Here is a 17367-nt window from a genome sequence, read left to right on the forward strand (position 1 = left end):
GTGGTGCATTCGCTATTGCGATGCCGGTCGCGCATGGGCGCCTTTGGTGCGCGCCGCGTTCATTAAAGCTTGCGGACACTCTAGCAACGATCCAATAGCCGCGCCACCGCCTGTCGCCAACGCTGGCCGTTCGGCCAAGGGTATTTGCGCCCCTTTTGCGTCGCGCACCGCGCAAAGTCTGACACAACATGGCATGGGGGTTGCTTTTACTGCCCCGCGCGCACTGCCGGGGCTTTTTACCGGCGGCGGAGAGACCACGCAAACGGGCTATGAGTTAGCAGTCGGATACGCAACGGGTTACGGAACGGGTCACGCACGGGTGACGCAACTTAGCGAGGGATTTCATGAAACTCATTACCGCAATCATCAAGCCGTTCAAGCTCGATGAGGCGCGCGAAGCCTTGTCGGCCATCGGCGTCTCAGGCATCACGGTGACAGAAGTCAAAGGTTTCGGCCGCCAGAAGGGCCATACGGAACTGTACCGGGGCGCGGAATATGTCGTGGATTTTCTGCCGAAGGTGAAGATCGAGGCCGCTGTCTCGGACGACATCGTCGACCAGGCGATCGAGGCGCTCGAACGCGCGGCGCGCACCGGCAAGATCGGCGACGGCAAGATTTTTGTCACCCCGATCGAGCAGGTGATCCGGATTCGCACCGGGGAGACCGGAGCGGACGCTCTGTAATACCAAAAGATAGCGACACAGATAGCGATAAGAGGAAACGAAGATGCGCAAATTATTGATGTCCTTGCTGATGGCCGGTTCGCTGCTCGCGGGCGGTATCGGCGCCGCCCTCGCGGACGACGCTTCCGCCCCGGCCGCTGCCTCGGCAGCTGCGTCCGATACGACAGCGAGCGCTGCGTCGACCCCGGCTGCAACCGCAGGCACCGCCAACGCAGCGGCTTCGGCACCGGCCGCCGCTTCGGCAGCATCGGACGCCGCGCCGGCTGCACCGACCGCACCGTTCTCGGTCGATTCGTCGAAAATCAATTCGGGCGACACCGCCTGGATGCTGACCTCCACCGCGCTCGTGCTGTTCATGACGATCCCGGGCCTCGCACTGTTCTACGGCGGCATGGTCCGCAAGAAGAACGTGCTGGCGACGCTGATGCAAAGCTTCGCGATCACGTGTCTCGTGACGATCATCTGGGCGGTCGTGGGCTACAGCATCGCATTCACGCCGGGCGGCTCGTTCATTGGCGGCTTCTCGCGCGTCTTCATGAGCGGGATGAACTACATCAAGGGCGACAAGGCCACGACGCTGACCGTCAGCCATCTCGCGCCGACGATCCCGGAAACGGTCTACTTCGTCTATCAGATGACGTTCGCGATCATCACGCCGGCCCTGATCACGGGTGCATTTGCTGACCGGATGAAGTTCTCCGCGATGCTCGTGTTCATGACGCTGTGGTCGATCATCGTCTACTCGCCGATCGCGCACATGGTCTGGGAACCGACGGGCTGGCTGGCTACGGCAGGCATTCTGGACTTCGCGGGCGGCACGGTGGTGCACATCAACGCGGGTATTGCAGGTCTGGTGTGCTGCCTCGTGCTCGGCAAGCGCGTGGGCTACGGCAAGGAAGTGATGGCTCCGCACAACCTGACGCTCACGCTGATTGGTGGCGCCATGCTGTGGGTGGGCTGGTTTGGCTTCAACGCAGGTTCGGCGGTGGCGGCAGACGGCCGTGCCGGTTTCGCGATGTTCGCGACGCAGATCGCAACGGCAGCCGCGGCACTCGCGTGGATGTTCGCCGAATGGGCCGCCAAGGGTAAGCCGTCGGTGCTCGGTATCGTGTCGGGCGCAGTGGCGGGTCTGGTGGCCATTACGCCGGCTTCGGGCTTCGTCGGCATGACCGGTTCGCTCGTGATCGGCATCGTGGCGGGCGTGGTCTGCTTCTGGTCGGCCACGTGGCTCAAGCACAAGCTCGGTTACGACGATTCGCTCGACGCGTTCGGCGTGCACTGCATCGGCGGTATCGTCGGCGCGTTGCTGACGGGTGTGTTCGCGGTGAAGGACATCGGCGGCGCGGACGGCAGCATCGTTCTGCAAGCCAAAGGCGTGCTGACGACGCTGATCTACAGCGGCGTGGTGAGCTTCATTCTGCTGAAGATCATCGACATGGTGATGGGCATCCGCGTGACGGAAGAACAGGAGCGCGAAGGTCTGGACGTGAGCCTGCACGGCGAACACGTCGAATAAGGACCGCGTCGAAAGATCGTTTTGCAGGTTTCCAGGGCCTGCGAATCTGAAATAAGCGCAGCGACTTTGGCCCGCCTTCATGGCGGGCTTTTTTCTTGCGGAAAGAACTTGGGAGCAGCAGTTTTTCCTGCCTATCATGCCGATAGGCAGAATGCATTCGCGTCCGCTTGCGAATGGAGAAACCGTCCCCAAATGGACAAAGCATTTGCTCTACAATCTTTTTTCTCCAGTCTGCGAGTGATCAATGGTTCCGCACCTAGTTACGGCGTTAAACGGCCCGCTGCTCGATCTCGAGCGGAAGATCCTCGACGCTACGCCCGCCATCGAACGCTGGTTCCGGCTCGAATGGCAGGAGCACACGCCGCCGTTCTACTGTTCCGTCGACCTGCGCAATGCGGGCTTCAAGCTTGCGCCCGTCGACACCAATCTGTTTCCCGGCGCATTCAATAATCTGCCGGAGGAAGTGTTGCCGCTCGCCGTGCAGGCCGCCATGGCATCGATCGAAAAGATCTGCCCGGACGCAAAAAATCTGCTGGTGATTCCCGAGCGCCACACGCGCAATGCCTTCTATCTTGAAAACGTTGCACGGCTCGCCGCGATCATGCGCCAGGCGGGCCTGAACGTGCGTTTCGGCACGCTCGACGAGAGCATCCACGGGCCGGTGACGATCGCGCTCGCCGACGGCCAGAAACTGGTGCTCGAACCGCTCGAGCGCTCGCAGCGGCGTCTCGGTCTGAAGAATTTCGACCCGTGCTCGATTCTGCTGAATAACGACCTGTCGGGCGGCATTCCGCCCGTGCTCGAAAATCTGCACGAGCAGTATCTGCTGCCGCCGCTGCACGCGGGTTGGGCCGTGCGCCGCAAGTCCACGCACTTTTCCTGCTATGACGACGTCGCGAAGAAATTCGCCAAAATGGTCGAAATCGATCCGTGGATGATTAATCCGTACTTCGCGCACGTCGAAGGCGTCGACTTCCAGGAACGCACTGGCGAAGAAGCGCTGACCGAAGCGATCGACGGCGTACTAAAGAAGATCGCGAAGAAGTATCGCGAGTACGGCATCTCGGAGAAGCCGTACGTCGTGATCAAGTCGGACGCCGGCACCTATGGCATGGGCGTGATGACCGTGCACGACGCGTCGGAGGTGGCCGCGCTCACCAAGCGCGAGCGCGCCAAGATGGCCGCTACCAAAGACGGACTCGACGTGCATGACGTGATCGTGCAGGAAGGCGTGTACACGTTCGAGCGCATTGGCGAGGAAGTGGCCGAACCCGTCGTCTATATGATCGACCGGTACGTGGTGGGCGGTTTCTACCGCGTGCATGGCAGCCGTGAACGCGACCAGAATCTGAACGCGCCCGGTATGCACTTCGTGCCGCTTGGCTTCGAACACACGGCGCTGCCGGACGCGCATGCCAAGCCTGGCGCCGCGCCGCCGAATCGCTTTTACATGTATGGCGTAGTCGCGCGGCTTGGACTGCTGGCCGCGTCGGTTGAACTGGAAAAGACCGATCCGGAAGCGATCCAGGTCTAGCCACATTGGGTGGCCGATGGCGGCATGCGTGCCGCCATCTTCATTTCCAGCGACTATATTGACGATCAATGCCAAGCCCGACAGGGCGCACCGGAATTTTCATGGACATTCTCTTTATCGCCGACCCGCTCACGCAGTTCAAGATCTACAAAGACTCGACTTACGCGATGATGGCCGAGGCCGCGCGTCGCGGACACACGCTGTACACCTGCGAGCCTAAGCATCTGGCGTGGACGGGCGGCGACGTCGAGGCGAACGTGCAGCGCTTCCAGATTACCGGCGACGTGACGGATCTGCATCGTGAAACGTGGTATGCGGCCGAGGCTGCCGCGCCGCGTTCGCTGAAAAGCTTTAGCGCAGTCGTCATGCGCAAGGACCCGCCGTTCGACATGGAGTACGTCACGTCGACGTGGCTGCTGGAGCTGGCCGAGCGCGGCGGCGCGCGCATCTTTAATAAGCCGCAGGCAATCCGGGACCACTCGGAAAAGCTCGCAATCGGCGAATTTGCGCAGTTCGTTGCGCCCACGCTGGTGACGCGCGATGCGGCGCGACTGCGTGCGTTCCATGAACTGCATGGCGATGTGATCCTCAAGCCGCTCGACGGCATGGGCGGCATGGGCGTGTTCCGCGTGAAGGCCGACGGCATGAATCTCGGCTCGATCATCGAAATGTTGAGCCACGATGGCGCGCGTTCGGTGATGGCGCAGAAATTCATCCCGGAAATCAAGGAAGGCGACAAGCGCATCTTGCTGATCGGCGGCGAAGCAGTGCCGTATTCGCTCGCGCGTATTCCTCAGGGCAACGAGGTGCGTGGCAATCTGGCAGCAGGCGGACTTGGCGTGGCTCGCCCGCTCACCGATCACGACCGTAAGATCGCCGACACGCTCGCCCCCGTTCTGGCGGCGCGCGGTCTGCTGCTGGTCGGCCTGGACGCCATTGGCGACTGGCTCACCGAAGTCAACGTGACGAGCCCGACGTGTTTCCGCGAAATCATGGACCAGACAGGATTCGACGTTGCCGCCATGTTCACCGACGCGCTGGAGCGCGCGGCCGGCTGAGCGGGGTCGATCGGCCCACTTGAATGGCCGCCCTCGTCCCCAAACTGTGTGTTAACCCCGCGTCAGTCGCGGTTGCAAGGCCGCTTTGAGCTTGAGACTGGCTTTGGCGTGAAAATGGGCCTGATACAATGCCCGCTCGTTCGCGCGAGGCCGGCAACGCGGCGCCCGTCAGGCGCCACGAGCAGGGCTGACGGACTTTGGCGAGACTTGGTTTGCGCGCGTAATGGCTGATTTGCGCCGCGCAGCTCGCCGTAATGCGCATGGGGCGCAATCCGGCTCTCATGACCCACGGCCGGTCGAGAGCGCTTGCGAACCGGGTATCGTCCCGGTCCACGGTTCGTGGCCGTTATTTTGCAGTAAGGCTGACATGGCAGGCATTCTGATCATTGCGCACGCTCCGTTCGCCACCGCGTTGCGCGACTGTATTTCGCATATCTATGGCGGCTTGCCGGCTCGGATCGGCGTCATCGACGTTTCGCCGGATTGCGATCCTGCGCAGATGGTGTCGTTCGCGAACTCCGAGATCGACAGGTTGAAAGAAGAAAACGGCGCGCTCGTGCTCACGGACATGTTTGGCGCGACGCCCGCGAATATCGCCGGGCGGCTTGCCTCGGCCCCCGACGTGCGGGTGTTATGCGGGGTCAATCTGCCGATGCTGGTGCGCGCCGTGTGTTATCGCGCCACGCCGCTCGACACGCTGGTTGACAAGGCATTGGCAGGCGCTACCAAGGGTGTGCATGCGATCGGGCCGGCCACGCCGCCGCCGGTGGCGCCCCCAGCAGCGTCTGGGGACTGTCTACCCGCACTGCCGCCCGACGCTGCGCCCGGCGATTGCTTACCGGCTTTGCCCGAAGACGCCGACCTCACGCAGAAGGTGACGTCCACGGGCATCTAGCCGCAGGCAGGCGGACTGTCGTCCGCGTCCAGCTACGACGATCGCGCCCAGGATGCGCGATCCCGACGGTTTTGATTCGATTTTTTGACAACGCTTACCCGCGCTCTCGGACCAACATATGCTGCAACAGGAAACGACTATTGTGAACAAGCTGGGGTTGCACGCGCGCGCGTCGGCCAAGTTGACGCAACTCGCGGGCAGCTACCAGTCGGAAATCTGGATGAGCCGTAATGGCCGCCGTATCAACGCGAAAAGCATCATGGGCGTCATGATGCTGGCCGCGGGCATCGGCAGCACGGTGCTGATCGAAACCGAAGGCGCCGACGAAAAAGCAGCGATGGACGCATTGTTGAAATTGATCGCTGATAAATTCGGCGAGGGGCAGTAAGCGCGCGTGCATCGCCAACCCACCCACGCCGCGGCTTTACCGCGGCGTTTTTTTTAGCGCGTCACACTTTGCGCTCGCGACAAGTCAGCAGTCAGATAACAGGTCCGAGCGTGTTATAGCGCAATTGAGCGCGCAATGGAAAGCGGCCTTCGTGCTAATCGTGCTGCGCTGCACATACCGCCGGTGCTCTTGCCCAGAGCACGGAATTTATAATGAGAACGAGTGTCTGAGTGCTTTGCAGCGGTTTGCCGCGGCATCACACAACTAGAGGAGGTGCGCGTGTCATTCACGCTGCATGGAATTCCCGTGTCACGCGGTATCGCCATTGGGCGCGCTTACCTGATCGCCCCGGCTGCACTGGACGTTGACCACTATCTGATCGAGCCCGCTCAGATCGAGAGCGAGATCGAACGCTTTCGCGCGGCCCAGCAACATGTGCATCACGAGCTGGACACTTTGCGCGCGGACCTCGCGGCCGACGCGCCTAGCGAAATGGGCGCGTTCATCAACGTGCACTCCATGATTCTGAACGACGCGATGCTCGTGCAGGAGACCATCGATCTGATCCGCACACGCCGCTATAACGTGGAATGGGCGCTCACCGAACAGCTCGAACGACTGTCGCGCCACTTCGACGATATCGAAGACGAGTACCTGCGCGAACGCAAAGCCGACATCGAGCAGGTGGTGGAGCGTGTGCTGAAAGCGTTGGCTGGTGCGTCGGCCGGGCTAGGCGACGGCGTGCATGGTGCGTGCGACGAAATGATCGTCGTTGCGCACGACATTGCGCCGGCCGACATGATGCAGTTCAAGACACAGACGTTCCAGGGCTTCGTGACGGACCTGGGCGGTCGCACGTCGCACACGGCGATCGTCGCGCGCAGTCTCGGCATTCCGGCGGCGGTGGGCGTGCAGCATGCGAGCGCGCTGATCCGCCAGGACGACCTGATCATCGTGGACGGCGATCATGGCATTGTGATCGTCGATCCAGCGCCGATCGTGCTCGAGGAATATTCGTATCGTCAAAGCGAAAAGGCGCTCGAACAGCGCAAACTGCAGCGTCTTAAATTTTCGCCGACGCAAACGCTGTGTGGCACGCGCATCGAGCTGTGCGCGAATATCGAGTTGCCGGACGACGCGCGTGCGGCGCTCGATTCGGGCGCAACGGGCGTGGGTCTGTTCCGCACCGAGTTTCTGTTCATGAATCACAAGAACAGCTTGCCGGAAGAGGAAGAGCAGTTTGCCGCGTACCGTCGCGCGGTCGAGCTGATGAACGGCATGCCGGTCACGATTCGCACGATCGACGTGGGTGCCGACAAGCCGCTCGATTCGATGGGCGGCGGCGACGGCTACGAAACGGCTGCCAACCCTGCGCTCGGTTTAAGAGCGATCCGCTGGAGCCTCTCCGAGCCGCAGATGTTTCTTACGCAACTGCGCGCGATCTTGCGGGCGTCCGCGTTCGGCACGGTGAAAATTCTGATTCCCATGCTCGCGCACGCGCAGGAAATCGACCAGACGCTCGATCTGATCCGTGAGGCCAAACGTCAGCTCGACGACGCCGGCATCGCTTACGACCCGAACGTCCAGGTTGGCGCGATGATCGAGATTCCGGCTGCTGCGATCGCGTTACCGCTATTTTTGAAGCGGCTCGATTTCCTGTCCATCGGCACCAACGATCTGATCCAGTACACGCTGGCGATCGACCGCGCGGATAACTCGGTCGCGCACTTGTACGATCCGCTTCACCCGGCCGTGCTGCATCTGATCGCATTCACGCTGCGTGAAGCAAAACGCGCGGGCGTGCCCGTGTCGGTGTGCGGCGAGATGGCGGGTGATCCGGCACTGACGCGCCTGTTGCTCGGCATGGGACTCACCGAGTTCTCGATGCACCCGAGCCAGTTGCTGGTCGTGAAGCAGGAAGTGCTGCGTTCGCATCTGAAAACGCTCGAGAAGCCGGTTGCCGATGTGCTGGCTTCGTTCGAACCGGAAGAGGTGCAGGCGGCGCTCAAACGTGTGGCGCAGGCTTGAAAAGTGCCCACGCTGGGGTGTAAACGTAAAAAACACCGCAACGAGCGGTGTTTTTTGTCCTCACGTATTGCGCCGTTCAGCGCTGCGACTCAATGCTGCTGCCCGCACACCGGGCAATCCGGCTGACGTGCAATGCGCATGGTGTTCCATTCCATACGCATTGAATCGAGCATCATCAGGCGACCGATCAGCGGCGTGCCCATGCCGCCGATCACCTTCAACGCCTCGGCCGCCTGCATCGATCCGATGATGCCGACCGTCGGCGCGAACACGCCCATCGTCGAACACGCGACTTCCTCGAACGCTTGATCTTCAGGGAACACGCACGCGTAGCAGGGCGACGCTTCGTCGCGAAAATTGAACGTGCTGATCTGGCCGTCGAATCGCAACGCCGCGCCCGACACGAGCGGCACGCGGTGCTTCACGCATGCTCGATTGATCGCGTGACGCGTCGCGAAGTTGTCGGTGCAGTCGAGCACGACGGTAGCGTGCGGCACCTCGCGATCGAGCCATGCGTCATCGATGCGCTCCGCTATCGCGTTCACCTTCACTTCGGGATTGAGTTGAGCGATCGCGTCGCGCCCCGACTCCACCTTTGCGCGACCAATCGAGGCCGTCACGTGCAGGATTTGCCGTTGCAGATTGGTGAGGTCGACCGTGTCGCCATCGACCAGTGTGAGCCGCCCGACGCCAGCCGCCGCCAGATACATTGCAGCGGGAGACCCCAATCCGCCCGCGCCGACGATGATCGCGTGTGCGTCGATAAAACGCTGCTGCGCCTCGATGCCGATTTCGTCGACGAGGATATGACGGGAATAGCGAAGGAGTTGATCGTCGTTCATGGCGGCAGCGCGTGGGTGAATCGCGCAGTGTGACGCAGGCGGAGAGACTGCGGTGCGTGTGCTGGTTATAGCTATTCTAATCGCGCACGGTGAAGGTGTTGCGAGGAGCGGAAGGGCCTTCGCAGCGAGGCTGCGAAGGCCCGTGAAGCCAACGAACGAGGCTTAGTTCGCCGGCGTAGCTGCCGAAGCGCCGGCCGGGGCGGACGCGCCCGGCACCGGTTGCGTCGGCTTGACCGCAACCGGTGCGGACGCCGATGTACCCGGCTTGCTCTGTGCGAGACGGCGCTCGCTCAGCGACTTCGATTCCTGAACCGGTTTGCCTTCCAGCTTGTTCAGCGCCTGTTGCAGCATGAAGTCGTCGCTTGAACCGAATTCCACCGGCTTGCGGTCACGATCTTTCTGACGCTGTTCGGGCGTCTTCTTGTCGTTTTGCTCCTCGAGGATGCGCAACTGTTCCATGCGGTCCGATTCGCGCTGTTCCGCTTCCTTCTTCTCGTTCGGATCCTGCGTGTTGGCCAGGTGGTTCGAGTAGTCGACTTCGCGGGTAACCAGTGCGTCGTCCGGATCGCCTTCCGCGTATTGATCCACCGCGATGTCAGGACGGATACCCTTGTTCTGGATCGAACGACCGCTCGGCGTGTAGTAGTACGCCGTGGTCAGACGCAGCGCCGTGTCGGCGGTCATTGGACGAACGGTTTGCACCGAGCCCTTGCCGAACGTGGTCTTGCCGACGATCAGCGCACGATGCTGGTCCTGCAGCGCGCCCGCGACGATTTCCGACGCCGAAGCCGAGTACGCGTTGGTCAGCACGATCATCGGCACGGTCTTGAAGATCGGCGCTTCGTCCTTCAGCGGATCGCTGTCGAAAGATTGCAGACGGTAGTTGTCGTAGGTGTCGCGATACACCTGTTTCGAATCCGGAATCTGGCCGTTGGTTGACACCACAACCGAATTCGGCGGCAGGAACGCGCCGGCCACGCCGACCGCGCTTTGCAACAGACCGCCGCCGTTGTTGCGCAGGTCGAGCACGAGGCCCTTCAGATTCGGCTGCTGACGCGCGATGTCCTGCAGTCTTGCTGCGAGGTCAGGCGTAGTGCGCTCCTGGAAGCTCGTAATACGGATGTACGCGTAGCCCGGCGCCAGAATTTTCATCTTGACCGACTGCACCTTGATGATTGCGCGAGTCACGGTGAGCGGGAACGTGCGGTCGTCGGTCTTGCGGAAGATCGTAAGCGTGACCTTGGTACCCGGATCGCCGCGCATCTGTTTCACAGCCTGGTCCAATGTCATGCCGCGCACCGGCTTGTCGTTGATGCGCGTGATCAGGTCGCCCGGACGAATGCCGGCGCGAAACGCGGGTGTGTCTTCGATCGGCGAGATCACCTTGATCAGGCCGTCTTCCGATGAAATCTCAATGCCGAGACCCGCGAAGCGACCCTTGGTCTGTTCCTGCAATTCCTCGTAATCGGTCTTGTCGAGATACGACGAGTGCGGGTCGAGGCTCGATACCATGCCTTTGATGGCGGCGGTGAGGAGCTTTTTATCGTCGACCGGTTCGACATATTCGTGCTTGATCTGCCCGAATACTTCGGCGAAGAGCCTGAGCTGGTCCAGCGGAAGCGGGGTGGCTGCGGCGCTGGCGGGCTGCTGGGCCGAAGCGGAAAGTTGCAGGGTTGCAAATACACCGGTAGCAAGGCCCGCGGCAATCAGGCCGATATTTTTCAGGTTCTTTCGCATAGAGTCTGTTGCGGTCGGAAGCGCGTGGCAGCGTCGATAGAGATAGGGACGGACAAGTATAACTGCACACCCGCCCACTCAGGGCGCAGCGCAGGCAATCGAGATTCGACAGCCGAGGCCGCAGCTGGTTCGTGAGATCGTAACCTTCGCTGCAAAGTAATGTGCGGTAACAGGCGGGACGGGAGACATGGCGCGTTGTCGGACCGACCACGAGACTCGGGCCACGCAAGCCGGTATGCATTGCCGGCTGGCGCAGCCCGAGGAACGCCATGCCGCTGCATGCATGGCGCCAACATGGCAGGGAGATGGCGGATCAGCCAGCGGCCTTGCCTTGCTTTGCCACGGCAGCCTGCGCCTTCGCGATCGCATCCTGGTCGCCGAGATAGTAGTGTTTGATCGGCTTCAGGTCGGCGTCCAGTTCATACACGAGCGGTACGCCATTAGGAATATTCAGGCCGACGATGTCGTCGTCCGAAATATTGTCGAGGTACTTCACCAGCGCGCGGATCGAATTGCCGTGCGCGGCGATCACCACGTTGCGGCCGCCCTTGATGGCCGGCGCGATCGACTCGTTCCACAGCGGCAGTACGCGCGCCACCGTGTCCTTGAGGCACTCGGTGAGCGGCAACTGCTCGCGCGGCACCTTGGCATAGCGCGGGTCGTTGTACGGCGCGCGTTCGTCCGACGCGTCGAGCGGCGGCGGCGGCGTGTCGTAGCTGCGGCGCCAGATCAGCACCTGTTCGTCGCCGAATCTGGCGGCGGTTTCCGCCTTGTTCAAACCGGACAGACCGCCATAGTGGCGTTCGTTCAGCCGCCACGAATGCACGACCGGGATATACATCTGATCCATCTGGTCCTGCACGTGCCACAGCGTGCGAATCGCGCGCTTGAGCACCGAGGTGTAGGCGATATCGAACGCGTAGCCTGATTGCTTCAGCAGCAGACCCGCCTGCTGCGCCTCGCGATTACCCTGCTCCGTCAGGTCGACGTCGACCCAGCCCGTGAAGCGGTTTTCCTTGTTCCACGTCGATTCGCCGTGGCGGATGAGAACGAGTTTGTACATGAGATTGCCGGTCGGTAGTGGGGAAGCAGTAAGCGTTGCGGGGTCCGTGGAAGGAGCGCCGCCATCGCGTCAGGTGGTTATTTTATAATGGCTGGATTGCCCTTTTCGATTTCTCTCTTTTTCGGCGGATTTTCCGTGAAGTTTTTCACTGATTACACAAACCTTGTACTGATCGCGATCGTCCTCATCTCCGGCGGACTGCTGCTGTGGCCGACCATCAGCCGGCGCGGCCGTGGCGGCCTGTCAGCCGCTGAAGCCACGCAACTGATCAACCGGCGCAATGCGGCGGTGATCGATCTGCGGCCATCCGCGGAATATGCCAAGGGGCACCTGCCCGCGGCACGGCATCTCGAATTCGCGGAATTGCAGGCCAAAGTCGCGCAGCTCGTGAAGAACAAAACCAATCCGGTGCTGCTGGTTTGCCAGAATGGCCAGCAGTCGAACAAGGCAGCGCGTATCGTGCAGGATGCGGGATATGCGGAAGTCCACGTTCTCGACGGCGGTGTCGACGCATGGCAGAAAGCCGGCATGCCGGTCGTGAAGCAGCAGGTCGTGAAACAAGGAGCAGCCAAGTGAACAAAGTGATCATGTACAGCACCCAGGTGTGCCCGTATTGCCAGATGGCCGAACGTCTTTTAAAGTCGCGCGGCGTCGAGCACATCGAAAAGGTACTGATCGACAAGGATCCGGCCCGGCGTGAAGAAATGATGACCCGGACCGGTCGTCGCACGGTGCCGCAGGTGTTCATCGGCGAGACGCATGTCGGCGGCTACGACGACCTGTCCGCGCTCGATCGCGCGGGCGGTCTGACGCCTTTGCTCGAAGCTACGGCTTGAAGTCATTGCCGGAAGTCATTGCTGAATCCACTGCCTGAATCGCGCGCCAGCCGGCGCGCAGACCGGCGGACTCGACACACTGGCGCAGCGCCGCCCTGGCAGGCCGGCAATGCGTCGCAACGATCTGGCGGCCCGTGAAAATCATGGGCTGCCGTTACGCCTATCTATTTGGGATCCCCCATCATGTCCGACGAGAATAATCAGCCGTTCTTCAACATCCAGCGTATCTATCTGAAGGACATGTCCCTCGAGCAGCCAAATTCGCCGGGCATCTTCCTCGAGCAGGAAATGCCGTCGGTGGAAGTGGAAGTCGACGTAAAGGCCGAGCGCCTCGCCGACACCGTGTTCGAAATCCTCGTCACGGGCACCGTCACGGCCAAAGTGTCGGACAAGGTTGCTTTCCTGATCGAAGCCAAGCAAGCCGGCATTTTCGACATCCGCAACATTCCGGCTGAACAGATCGATCCGCTCGTCGGCATTGCCTGCCCGACCATCCTGTTTCCGTACCTGCGCTCGAATATTGCAGACGCCATCACGCGCGCCGGTTTCCCGCCGATCCACCTCGCCGAAATCAACTTCCAGGCACTGTACGAGCAGCGCCTTGCGCAGCTTGGCGGCCAGGAAGGCGCGGCGCAGAACGGCGTCGCGCACTAACCGGTCACAGGCAGTGCCGGCTATGAAGGTGGCTGTACTCGGCGCCGGCGCGTGGGGAACAGCCCTCGCCGGCCATCTGGCCGCGCGTCACGACACGGTGCTGTGGGCGCGCGAGCCCGCACTCGTCGCCGACCTCACCGCTTCGCACGAAAACGCCCGCTATCTGGCGGGCGTTGCTTTGCCGGCGTCGCTTCGCTACGAAGCGGACCTCGCCGCCGCGCTCGGCCACGCGCCTGGCGAAAGTGCGCTCTGCGTCGTCGCCACGCCGGTGGCGGGATTGCGAGGTCTGTTCCAGGCCATGCGTGCCGCGGGCAAGGTGCCGGCGAACATCGTGTGGTTGTGCAAAGGCTTTGAAGCGGACTCGCAGTTGCTGCCGCATCAGGTGGTGGCCGCCGAACTGCCCGAGCACGCCAGCAACGGCGTGCTGTCCGGTCCGAGCTTCGCGCGGGAAGTGGGGCAGGGCCTGCCGGTTGCGCTGACCATCGCGAGTGCGTCGGCGGCCTGTCGCGAGCGTACGGTCGCGGCGTTTCATCACGGCGCCATGCGCATCTATACCGGCGACGACCTCGTCGGCGTGGAAGTGGGCGGTGCGGTGAAAAACGTGCTGGCCATTGCAACGGGTATCGCCGACGGTCTCGGGCTTGGCCTGAATGCCCGGGCCGCGCTGATCACACGCGGTCTCGCGGAAATGTCGCGGCTTGGCGTGACGCTCGGCGGACGCGCGGAGACGTTCACGGGTTTGACCGGCTTGGGTGACCTGATTCTCACCGCCACGGGCGATCTGTCGCGCAATCGCACGGTGGGTGTGCAGCTTGCCAGCGGTCGTTCGCTGAACGAGATTCTCGGCGGGCTGGGCCATGTCGCCGAAGGCGTGCGTTGCGCGCAGGCCGTACTTGGCATCGCTCGCGCCCATTCGATCGAGATGCCGATCACACAGGCGGTCTGCGCCGTGCTATTCGACGCGGTGGCGCCCCGCGACGCCGTCAGCGCGCTGTTGCGGCGCGACTCAAAAGCTGAATAAGCGTTGTCGATCAGCCGTTTAGCGCTGTATTGCGCTGAACGGCTGCTTTCTGTCGCTGTCCACGTTTTCATCGACGCTTCGGATCAGCGAGGTTCTCATGCTCAGATTCAACCAGTGCACGCTGGAAGCCCGCGTGGTGGACATCACCACGCTCGACGTGGATGCCATCGTCAACGCGGCGAATACGTCGCTGATGGGCGGCGGCGGCGTGGACGGCGCGATTCACCGCGCGGCCGGCAAGCAGCTGGTGCGCGAATGCGAGACGCTCGGCGGTTGCGCGACCGGCGACGCCAAAGTCACACGCGGTTACGACCTGCCGGCAAAGCACGTGATTCACGCGGTGGGTCCCGTGTGGCGCGGCGGGGCGCATGGCGAGGCCGATCTGCTCGCCTCCTGCTACCAGCGTTCAATGGAGGCGGCGCGGGCCGCGCATTGCACGAGCATCGCGTTTCCGGCGATCAGCTGTGGCGTGTACCGTTTTCCCGCCAACAAAGCCGTGCCGATCGCGGTCAGCACCGTGCTCGAAACCTTGCCGCACACGCCGCAAATCGAGCGGGTAATCTTCGCCTGCTTCGACGAAGCAATGTTGGCGCGCTATGAAACCGAACTGAAAAGGCGTCAGGCGCCGCCCTCGAAGCCCATTTGACGCCACGCTTCGAATACCACGATAGCAACGGAATTCGAGAGATTCAGGCTGCGATTGCCCGGCCGCATCGGCAAGCGCACGCGCTGCGGGTTCTCGAACTGGTCGAGTACGCCGTCGGGCAGGCCGCGCGTTTCAGCGCCGAACACGAACCAGTCGCCGGCGTGAAACGCGTGCTCGTGAAAACGCCCGGCGCCGCGGGTGGTAAAGGCGAACATCCGGGCTGGGTCAGGCGACTCTTTCGCGATGAACGCCGACCAGTCGGCATGCACGTTCATCTGCGCGTACTCGTGATAGTCGAGGCCCGCGCGGCGCAGCTTGGCGTCGTCGAGTGGAAAGCCGAGCGGTTCGATCAGATGCAAACGTGCGCCGGTATTCGCGCACAGGCGGATGACATTGCCGGTGTTCGGCGGAATTTCGGGTTCTACGAGAACGACATTGAACATGGCGAGATTGGTTGAAAACTAGTTTTTTGGCGTGCGCAGCGCGACGAAGCTGGTGACGCGTCGCGCGCCTGCCGCCTTCAGCGTGCGGGCCAGCGCTTCGAGCGTGGCGCCGGTCGTCATCACATCGTCGACGATACCCACGTGCAAGCCTTGCACCGCAACCGCCACCTGAAACGCGCGGCCCACGTTGAGCCGGCGTGCGTCGAGGTCGAGCCGGGATTGCGGCGCCGTGTGGATCACGCGCCGCACCAGCGTTGCTTCGCCGCGAACCTGAAGCGCGCGAGCGAGCGGTCTGGCAATCTGCCACGCCTGGTTGTAGCCGCGCTCGACCAGACGTCTGCGTGCAAGCGGAACGGGCGCGATGACATCCGGGCGCTCGTCGGCGGTTTGCCAGGTGTCTAGCGCGAGGCGCGCGAGACGTTGTGCGAATTCGTCGGCCAGCATCAGCCGGGCGCGGAATTTCAGGCCGACTGCGAGCGTGTCGAGCGGCGCACGGTAGTCGGCGAGCGCGAATGTCGCGTCGAACGGCGGCGGCTCGCGCGTACAGTCAGGGCACAGATACTTCAGAGGCGCCACGCGCCGCCCGGACGCGAGCGGCAGCGCGCAAGCAACGCAGCGAAGCCGGCCTTCGTTCCAGTGAGCGTCGTCGCAATCCCCGCACAACGTGTTATGCGACAAATTGCCGCATAACGCGCACAGATTCGGCAGCGCGGCGTGCATCACGCGGGGCCAGGCCGAACGCACCCTGCGCGCGAACTGCGCAATGGATCGACCGCACGACGACGAAATTTGCCGCAATGGCATGTGTGGACCGCCCGCGAGGGCCTATCACGCTGAATGGAAGGAAGCGAACGAGTATACTTCCTGCTTCACGCCAGCACGACACCCATGTCCCCAACAACCGCTCAATCTGGCCGTCCGGCCTATGATTCCCGGCGCCTGCGGCGGATTTTCGACCGCCGTGCCGCGACTTTCGACGACGTCGCGTTCCTGCCGCGCGAGATTGCGCAGCGCATGCGTGAGCGTCTCGACTACATCAAGGTCGCGCCATCGAGCGTGCTCGACGCCGGCTGCGGCGCCGGCGAGGACATCCCCGCATTGCGCGAACGCTTCCCGGAAGCGCCGGTGTTCGGCTCCGACCTGTCGCACGGCATGCTCGTCCGTGCATTGCAGCATGACTCGGGCGACACGAGCTGGCGGCGCTTTCTGCCCGCATCGATCGGCAAGGCGCTCGGCGCGCGCGGGCCCCGCTTCGCACAGGCCGATTTCTCGGCGCTGCCGTTCGCGGCCGGCGCGTTCGAGTTCGTCTGGTCCAATCTCGCGTTGCACTGGCATTCGCGCCCCGATCTCGTGTTTCCCGAATGGCAGCGTGTGCTGAAAGTGAACGGCCTGCTCATGTTCAGCACGCTCGGCCCCGACTCGCTCAAGGAGTTGCGCGGCGCGTATGCGGAGGTCGAGGCCGCGCATGGCGTCACGTCGCGCAAACATGTGATCGACTTCGTCGACATGCATGATCTCGGGGATATGCTGGTGGAAAGCGGCTTCGAAATCCCGGTGATGGACCAGGAGACGCTCACCATCACCTACAAGTCACCCGGGTCGCTGCTTGCCGACGTGCGTCGCTGGGGCGCTTATCCGTTCGAGCGCGAAGCCGTGCCTGGCGCGGCGGCGCGCCGGTTGCACAAGGCATTGCTCGCAGCGCTCGAGGCGGGCCGGCGCGCCGACGGCACGATCGCGCTGACGTTCGAAGTGATCTACGGACACGCATGGAAGGCTGTGCCGCGCACCACGGCGGAAGGTCACGGAATCGTACGGATCGAGGATATCGGCAGGGGTTCTGCAAGGAATCGGTGAGCAATCGGTGAGCAATCGGCGAGGCGTAAAGAGGGCATCTGTTATGCCTGAAATTACCGCTTCGACAGACGCACAAAAGCCGCGTCAAAATGGCGCGGAGGCTTGTCGCAAGGGGCTTGTGGGCCGATCGGCGCTTGCTTGTGGATGCTATGGATCGCGCCTATAATGC

The 17367-nt window shown here is 62.6% G+C and carries 18 protein-coding genes; 13 read left to right on the plus strand and 5 right to left on the minus strand.

Translation table 11 applies throughout. The annotated features are described in order from the left end of the window. Positions 1 to 344 precede the first annotated feature (344 nt). The 7 genes from AAGS40_RS01400 (at position 345) to ptsP (ending at position 8102) form a co-directional block, all read left to right on the plus strand. Positions 345 to 683 carry a P-II family nitrogen regulator gene (locus AAGS40_RS01400; protein WP_006048089.1) on the plus strand — a complete coding sequence of 113 codons (339 nt, stop codon included), beginning with the start codon at positions 345 to 347 and terminating at the stop codon, positions 681 to 683. Between the two features lie 43 nt (positions 684 to 726). Then, positions 727 to 2199, plus strand: a complete 1473-nt coding sequence (locus AAGS40_RS01405; protein WP_345812731.1) for an ammonium transporter — start codon at positions 727 to 729, stop codon at positions 2197 to 2199. A 244-nt stretch (positions 2200 to 2443) separates the two neighbouring features. Continuing rightward, positions 2444 to 3733 (plus strand): glutamate--cysteine ligase, encoded by a 1290-nt coding sequence (gene gshA, locus AAGS40_RS01410; RefSeq protein WP_345812732.1) that lies wholly within the window; start codon positions 2444 to 2446, stop codon positions 3731 to 3733. A 101-nt stretch (positions 3734 to 3834) separates the two neighbouring features. Beyond that, positions 3835 to 4791: a glutathione synthase gene (gshB, locus tag AAGS40_RS01415; RefSeq protein WP_345812733.1), complete on the plus strand. Its 957-nt coding sequence runs from the start codon at positions 3835 to 3837 to the stop codon at positions 4789 to 4791. Positions 4792 to 5158: 367 nt separating this feature from the next. Then, positions 5159 to 5686 (plus strand): PTS mannose transporter subunit IIA, encoded by a 528-nt coding sequence (locus AAGS40_RS01420; protein WP_345812734.1) that lies wholly within the window; start codon positions 5159 to 5161, stop codon positions 5684 to 5686. Positions 5687 to 5804: 118 nt separating this feature from the next. Beyond that, positions 5805 to 6074, plus strand: a complete 270-nt coding sequence (locus tag AAGS40_RS01425; protein WP_345812735.1) for an HPr family phosphocarrier protein — start codon at positions 5805 to 5807, stop codon at positions 6072 to 6074. A 279-nt stretch (positions 6075 to 6353) separates the two neighbouring features. After that, on the plus strand, positions 6354 to 8102 hold the full coding sequence (gene ptsP, locus AAGS40_RS01430) for a phosphoenolpyruvate--protein phosphotransferase (protein WP_345812736.1): 1749 nt from the start codon (positions 6354 to 6356) through the stop codon (positions 8100 to 8102). 89 nt (positions 8103 to 8191) lie between these two features. On the opposite strand, the gene moeB is transcribed toward ptsP, so the two are convergent. From moeB to gpmA, 3 genes are all read right to left on the minus strand, one after another. Further along, entirely contained in the window at positions 8192 to 8944 is a 753-nt protein-coding gene (gene moeB / locus AAGS40_RS01435; RefSeq protein ID WP_345812737.1) for a molybdopterin-synthase adenylyltransferase MoeB, read from the minus strand. Between the two features lie 162 nt (positions 8945 to 9106). Beyond that, entirely contained in the window at positions 9107 to 10681 is a 1575-nt protein-coding gene (locus tag AAGS40_RS01440; protein ID WP_345812739.1) for a S41 family peptidase, read from the minus strand. 313 nt (positions 10682 to 10994) lie between these two features. Continuing rightward, the gene (gene gpmA, locus AAGS40_RS01445; protein ID WP_345812740.1) at positions 10995 to 11744 is read right to left on the minus strand and encodes a 2,3-diphosphoglycerate-dependent phosphoglycerate mutase; all 750 of its coding nucleotides are present in this window, start codon (positions 11742 to 11744) and stop codon (positions 10995 to 10997) included. Between the two features lie 135 nt (positions 11745 to 11879). Between gpmA and AAGS40_RS01450 the strand changes: the two genes are divergently transcribed. The 5 genes from AAGS40_RS01450 (at position 11880) to AAGS40_RS01470 (ending at position 14901) form a co-directional block, all read left to right on the plus strand. Next, positions 11880 to 12320 (plus strand): rhodanese-like domain-containing protein, encoded by a 441-nt coding sequence (locus AAGS40_RS01450; RefSeq protein ID WP_345812741.1) that lies wholly within the window; start codon positions 11880 to 11882, stop codon positions 12318 to 12320. Further along, complete coding sequence (gene grxC, locus AAGS40_RS01455) at positions 12317 to 12580, plus strand: glutaredoxin 3 (RefSeq protein ID WP_345812742.1); 264 nt, start codon at positions 12317 to 12319, stop codon at positions 12578 to 12580. The genes AAGS40_RS01450 and grxC overlap by 4 nt, the downstream gene beginning before the upstream one ends. A 183-nt stretch (positions 12581 to 12763) precedes the next feature. Beyond that, positions 12764 to 13234 carry a protein-export chaperone SecB gene (gene secB, locus AAGS40_RS01460; RefSeq protein ID WP_345812743.1) on the plus strand — a complete coding sequence of 157 codons (471 nt, stop codon included), beginning with the start codon at positions 12764 to 12766 and terminating at the stop codon, positions 13232 to 13234. A 22-nt stretch (positions 13235 to 13256) separates the two neighbouring features. Beyond that, a complete protein-coding gene (locus AAGS40_RS01465) occupies positions 13257 to 14255 on the plus strand; it encodes an NAD(P)H-dependent glycerol-3-phosphate dehydrogenase (RefSeq protein ID WP_345812744.1) in 999 nt (332 codons plus the stop codon). A 97-nt stretch (positions 14256 to 14352) separates the two neighbouring features. Further along, on the plus strand, positions 14353 to 14901 hold the full coding sequence (locus AAGS40_RS01470; protein WP_345812746.1) for an O-acetyl-ADP-ribose deacetylase: 549 nt from the start codon (positions 14353 to 14355) through the stop codon (positions 14899 to 14901). Here the strand turns inward: AAGS40_RS01470 and trmL are convergent. Both trmL and AAGS40_RS01480 read right to left on the minus strand, forming a co-directional pair. Continuing rightward, a complete protein-coding gene (gene trmL / locus AAGS40_RS01475) occupies positions 14874 to 15344 on the minus strand; it encodes a tRNA (uridine(34)/cytosine(34)/5-carboxymethylaminomethyluridine(34)-2'-O)-methyltransferase TrmL (protein WP_345812748.1) in 471 nt (156 codons plus the stop codon). The genes AAGS40_RS01470 and trmL overlap by 28 nt on opposite strands. An 18-nt stretch (positions 15345 to 15362) precedes the next feature. After that, positions 15363 to 16148, minus strand: a complete 786-nt coding sequence (locus AAGS40_RS01480; protein WP_345812749.1) for a ComF family protein — start codon at positions 16146 to 16148, stop codon at positions 15363 to 15365. Between the two features lie 84 nt (positions 16149 to 16232). Between AAGS40_RS01480 and AAGS40_RS01485 the strand changes: the two genes are divergently transcribed. Further along, positions 16233 to 17198: a methyltransferase domain-containing protein gene (locus AAGS40_RS01485; RefSeq protein WP_345812750.1), complete on the plus strand. Its 966-nt coding sequence runs from the start codon at positions 16233 to 16235 to the stop codon at positions 17196 to 17198. Positions 17199 to 17367: the final 169 nt, after the last annotated feature.

The organism is Paraburkholderia sp. PREW-6R (genome assembly GCF_039621805.1).
Lineage (GTDB): Bacteria > Pseudomonadota > Gammaproteobacteria > Burkholderiales > Burkholderiaceae > Paraburkholderia.

Coding starts and splice junctions, on each gene's coding strand:
- AAGS40_RS01470 (WP_345812746.1), top strand. CDS start 14,353: ATGCTCAGATTCAACCAGTGCACGCTGGAAGCCCGCGTGGTGGACATC.
- trmL (WP_345812748.1), bottom strand. CDS start 15,344: ATGTTCAATGTCGTTCTCGTAGAACCCGAAATTCCGCCGAACACCGGC.
- moeB (WP_345812737.1), bottom strand. CDS start 8,944: ATGAACGACGATCAACTCCTTCGCTATTCCCGTCATATCCTCGTCGAC.
- secB (WP_345812743.1), top strand. CDS start 12,764: ATGTCCGACGAGAATAATCAGCCGTTCTTCAACATCCAGCGTATCTAT.
- AAGS40_RS01440 (WP_345812739.1), bottom strand. CDS start 10,681: ATGCGAAAGAACCTGAAAAATATCGGCCTGATTGCCGCGGGCCTTGCT.
- AAGS40_RS01420 (WP_345812734.1), top strand. CDS start 5,159: ATGGCAGGCATTCTGATCATTGCGCACGCTCCGTTCGCCACCGCGTTG.
- gpmA (WP_345812740.1), bottom strand. CDS start 11,744: ATGTACAAACTCGTTCTCATCCGCCACGGCGAATCGACGTGGAACAAG.
- AAGS40_RS01425 (WP_345812735.1), top strand. CDS start 5,805: ATGCTGCAACAGGAAACGACTATTGTGAACAAGCTGGGGTTGCACGCG.
- AAGS40_RS01405 (WP_345812731.1), top strand. CDS start 727: ATGCGCAAATTATTGATGTCCTTGCTGATGGCCGGTTCGCTGCTCGCG.
- AAGS40_RS01485 (WP_345812750.1), top strand. CDS start 16,233: ATGTCCCCAACAACCGCTCAATCTGGCCGTCCGGCCTATGATTCCCGG.
- AAGS40_RS01480 (WP_345812749.1), bottom strand. CDS start 16,148: ATGCCATTGCGGCAAATTTCGTCGTCGTGCGGTCGATCCATTGCGCAG.
- gshB (WP_345812733.1), top strand. CDS start 3,835: ATGGACATTCTCTTTATCGCCGACCCGCTCACGCAGTTCAAGATCTAC.
- gshA (WP_345812732.1), top strand. CDS start 2,444: ATGGTTCCGCACCTAGTTACGGCGTTAAACGGCCCGCTGCTCGATCTC.
- AAGS40_RS01400 (WP_006048089.1), top strand. CDS start 345: ATGAAACTCATTACCGCAATCATCAAGCCGTTCAAGCTCGATGAGGCG.
- AAGS40_RS01465 (WP_345812744.1), top strand. CDS start 13,257: ATGAAGGTGGCTGTACTCGGCGCCGGCGCGTGGGGAACAGCCCTCGCC.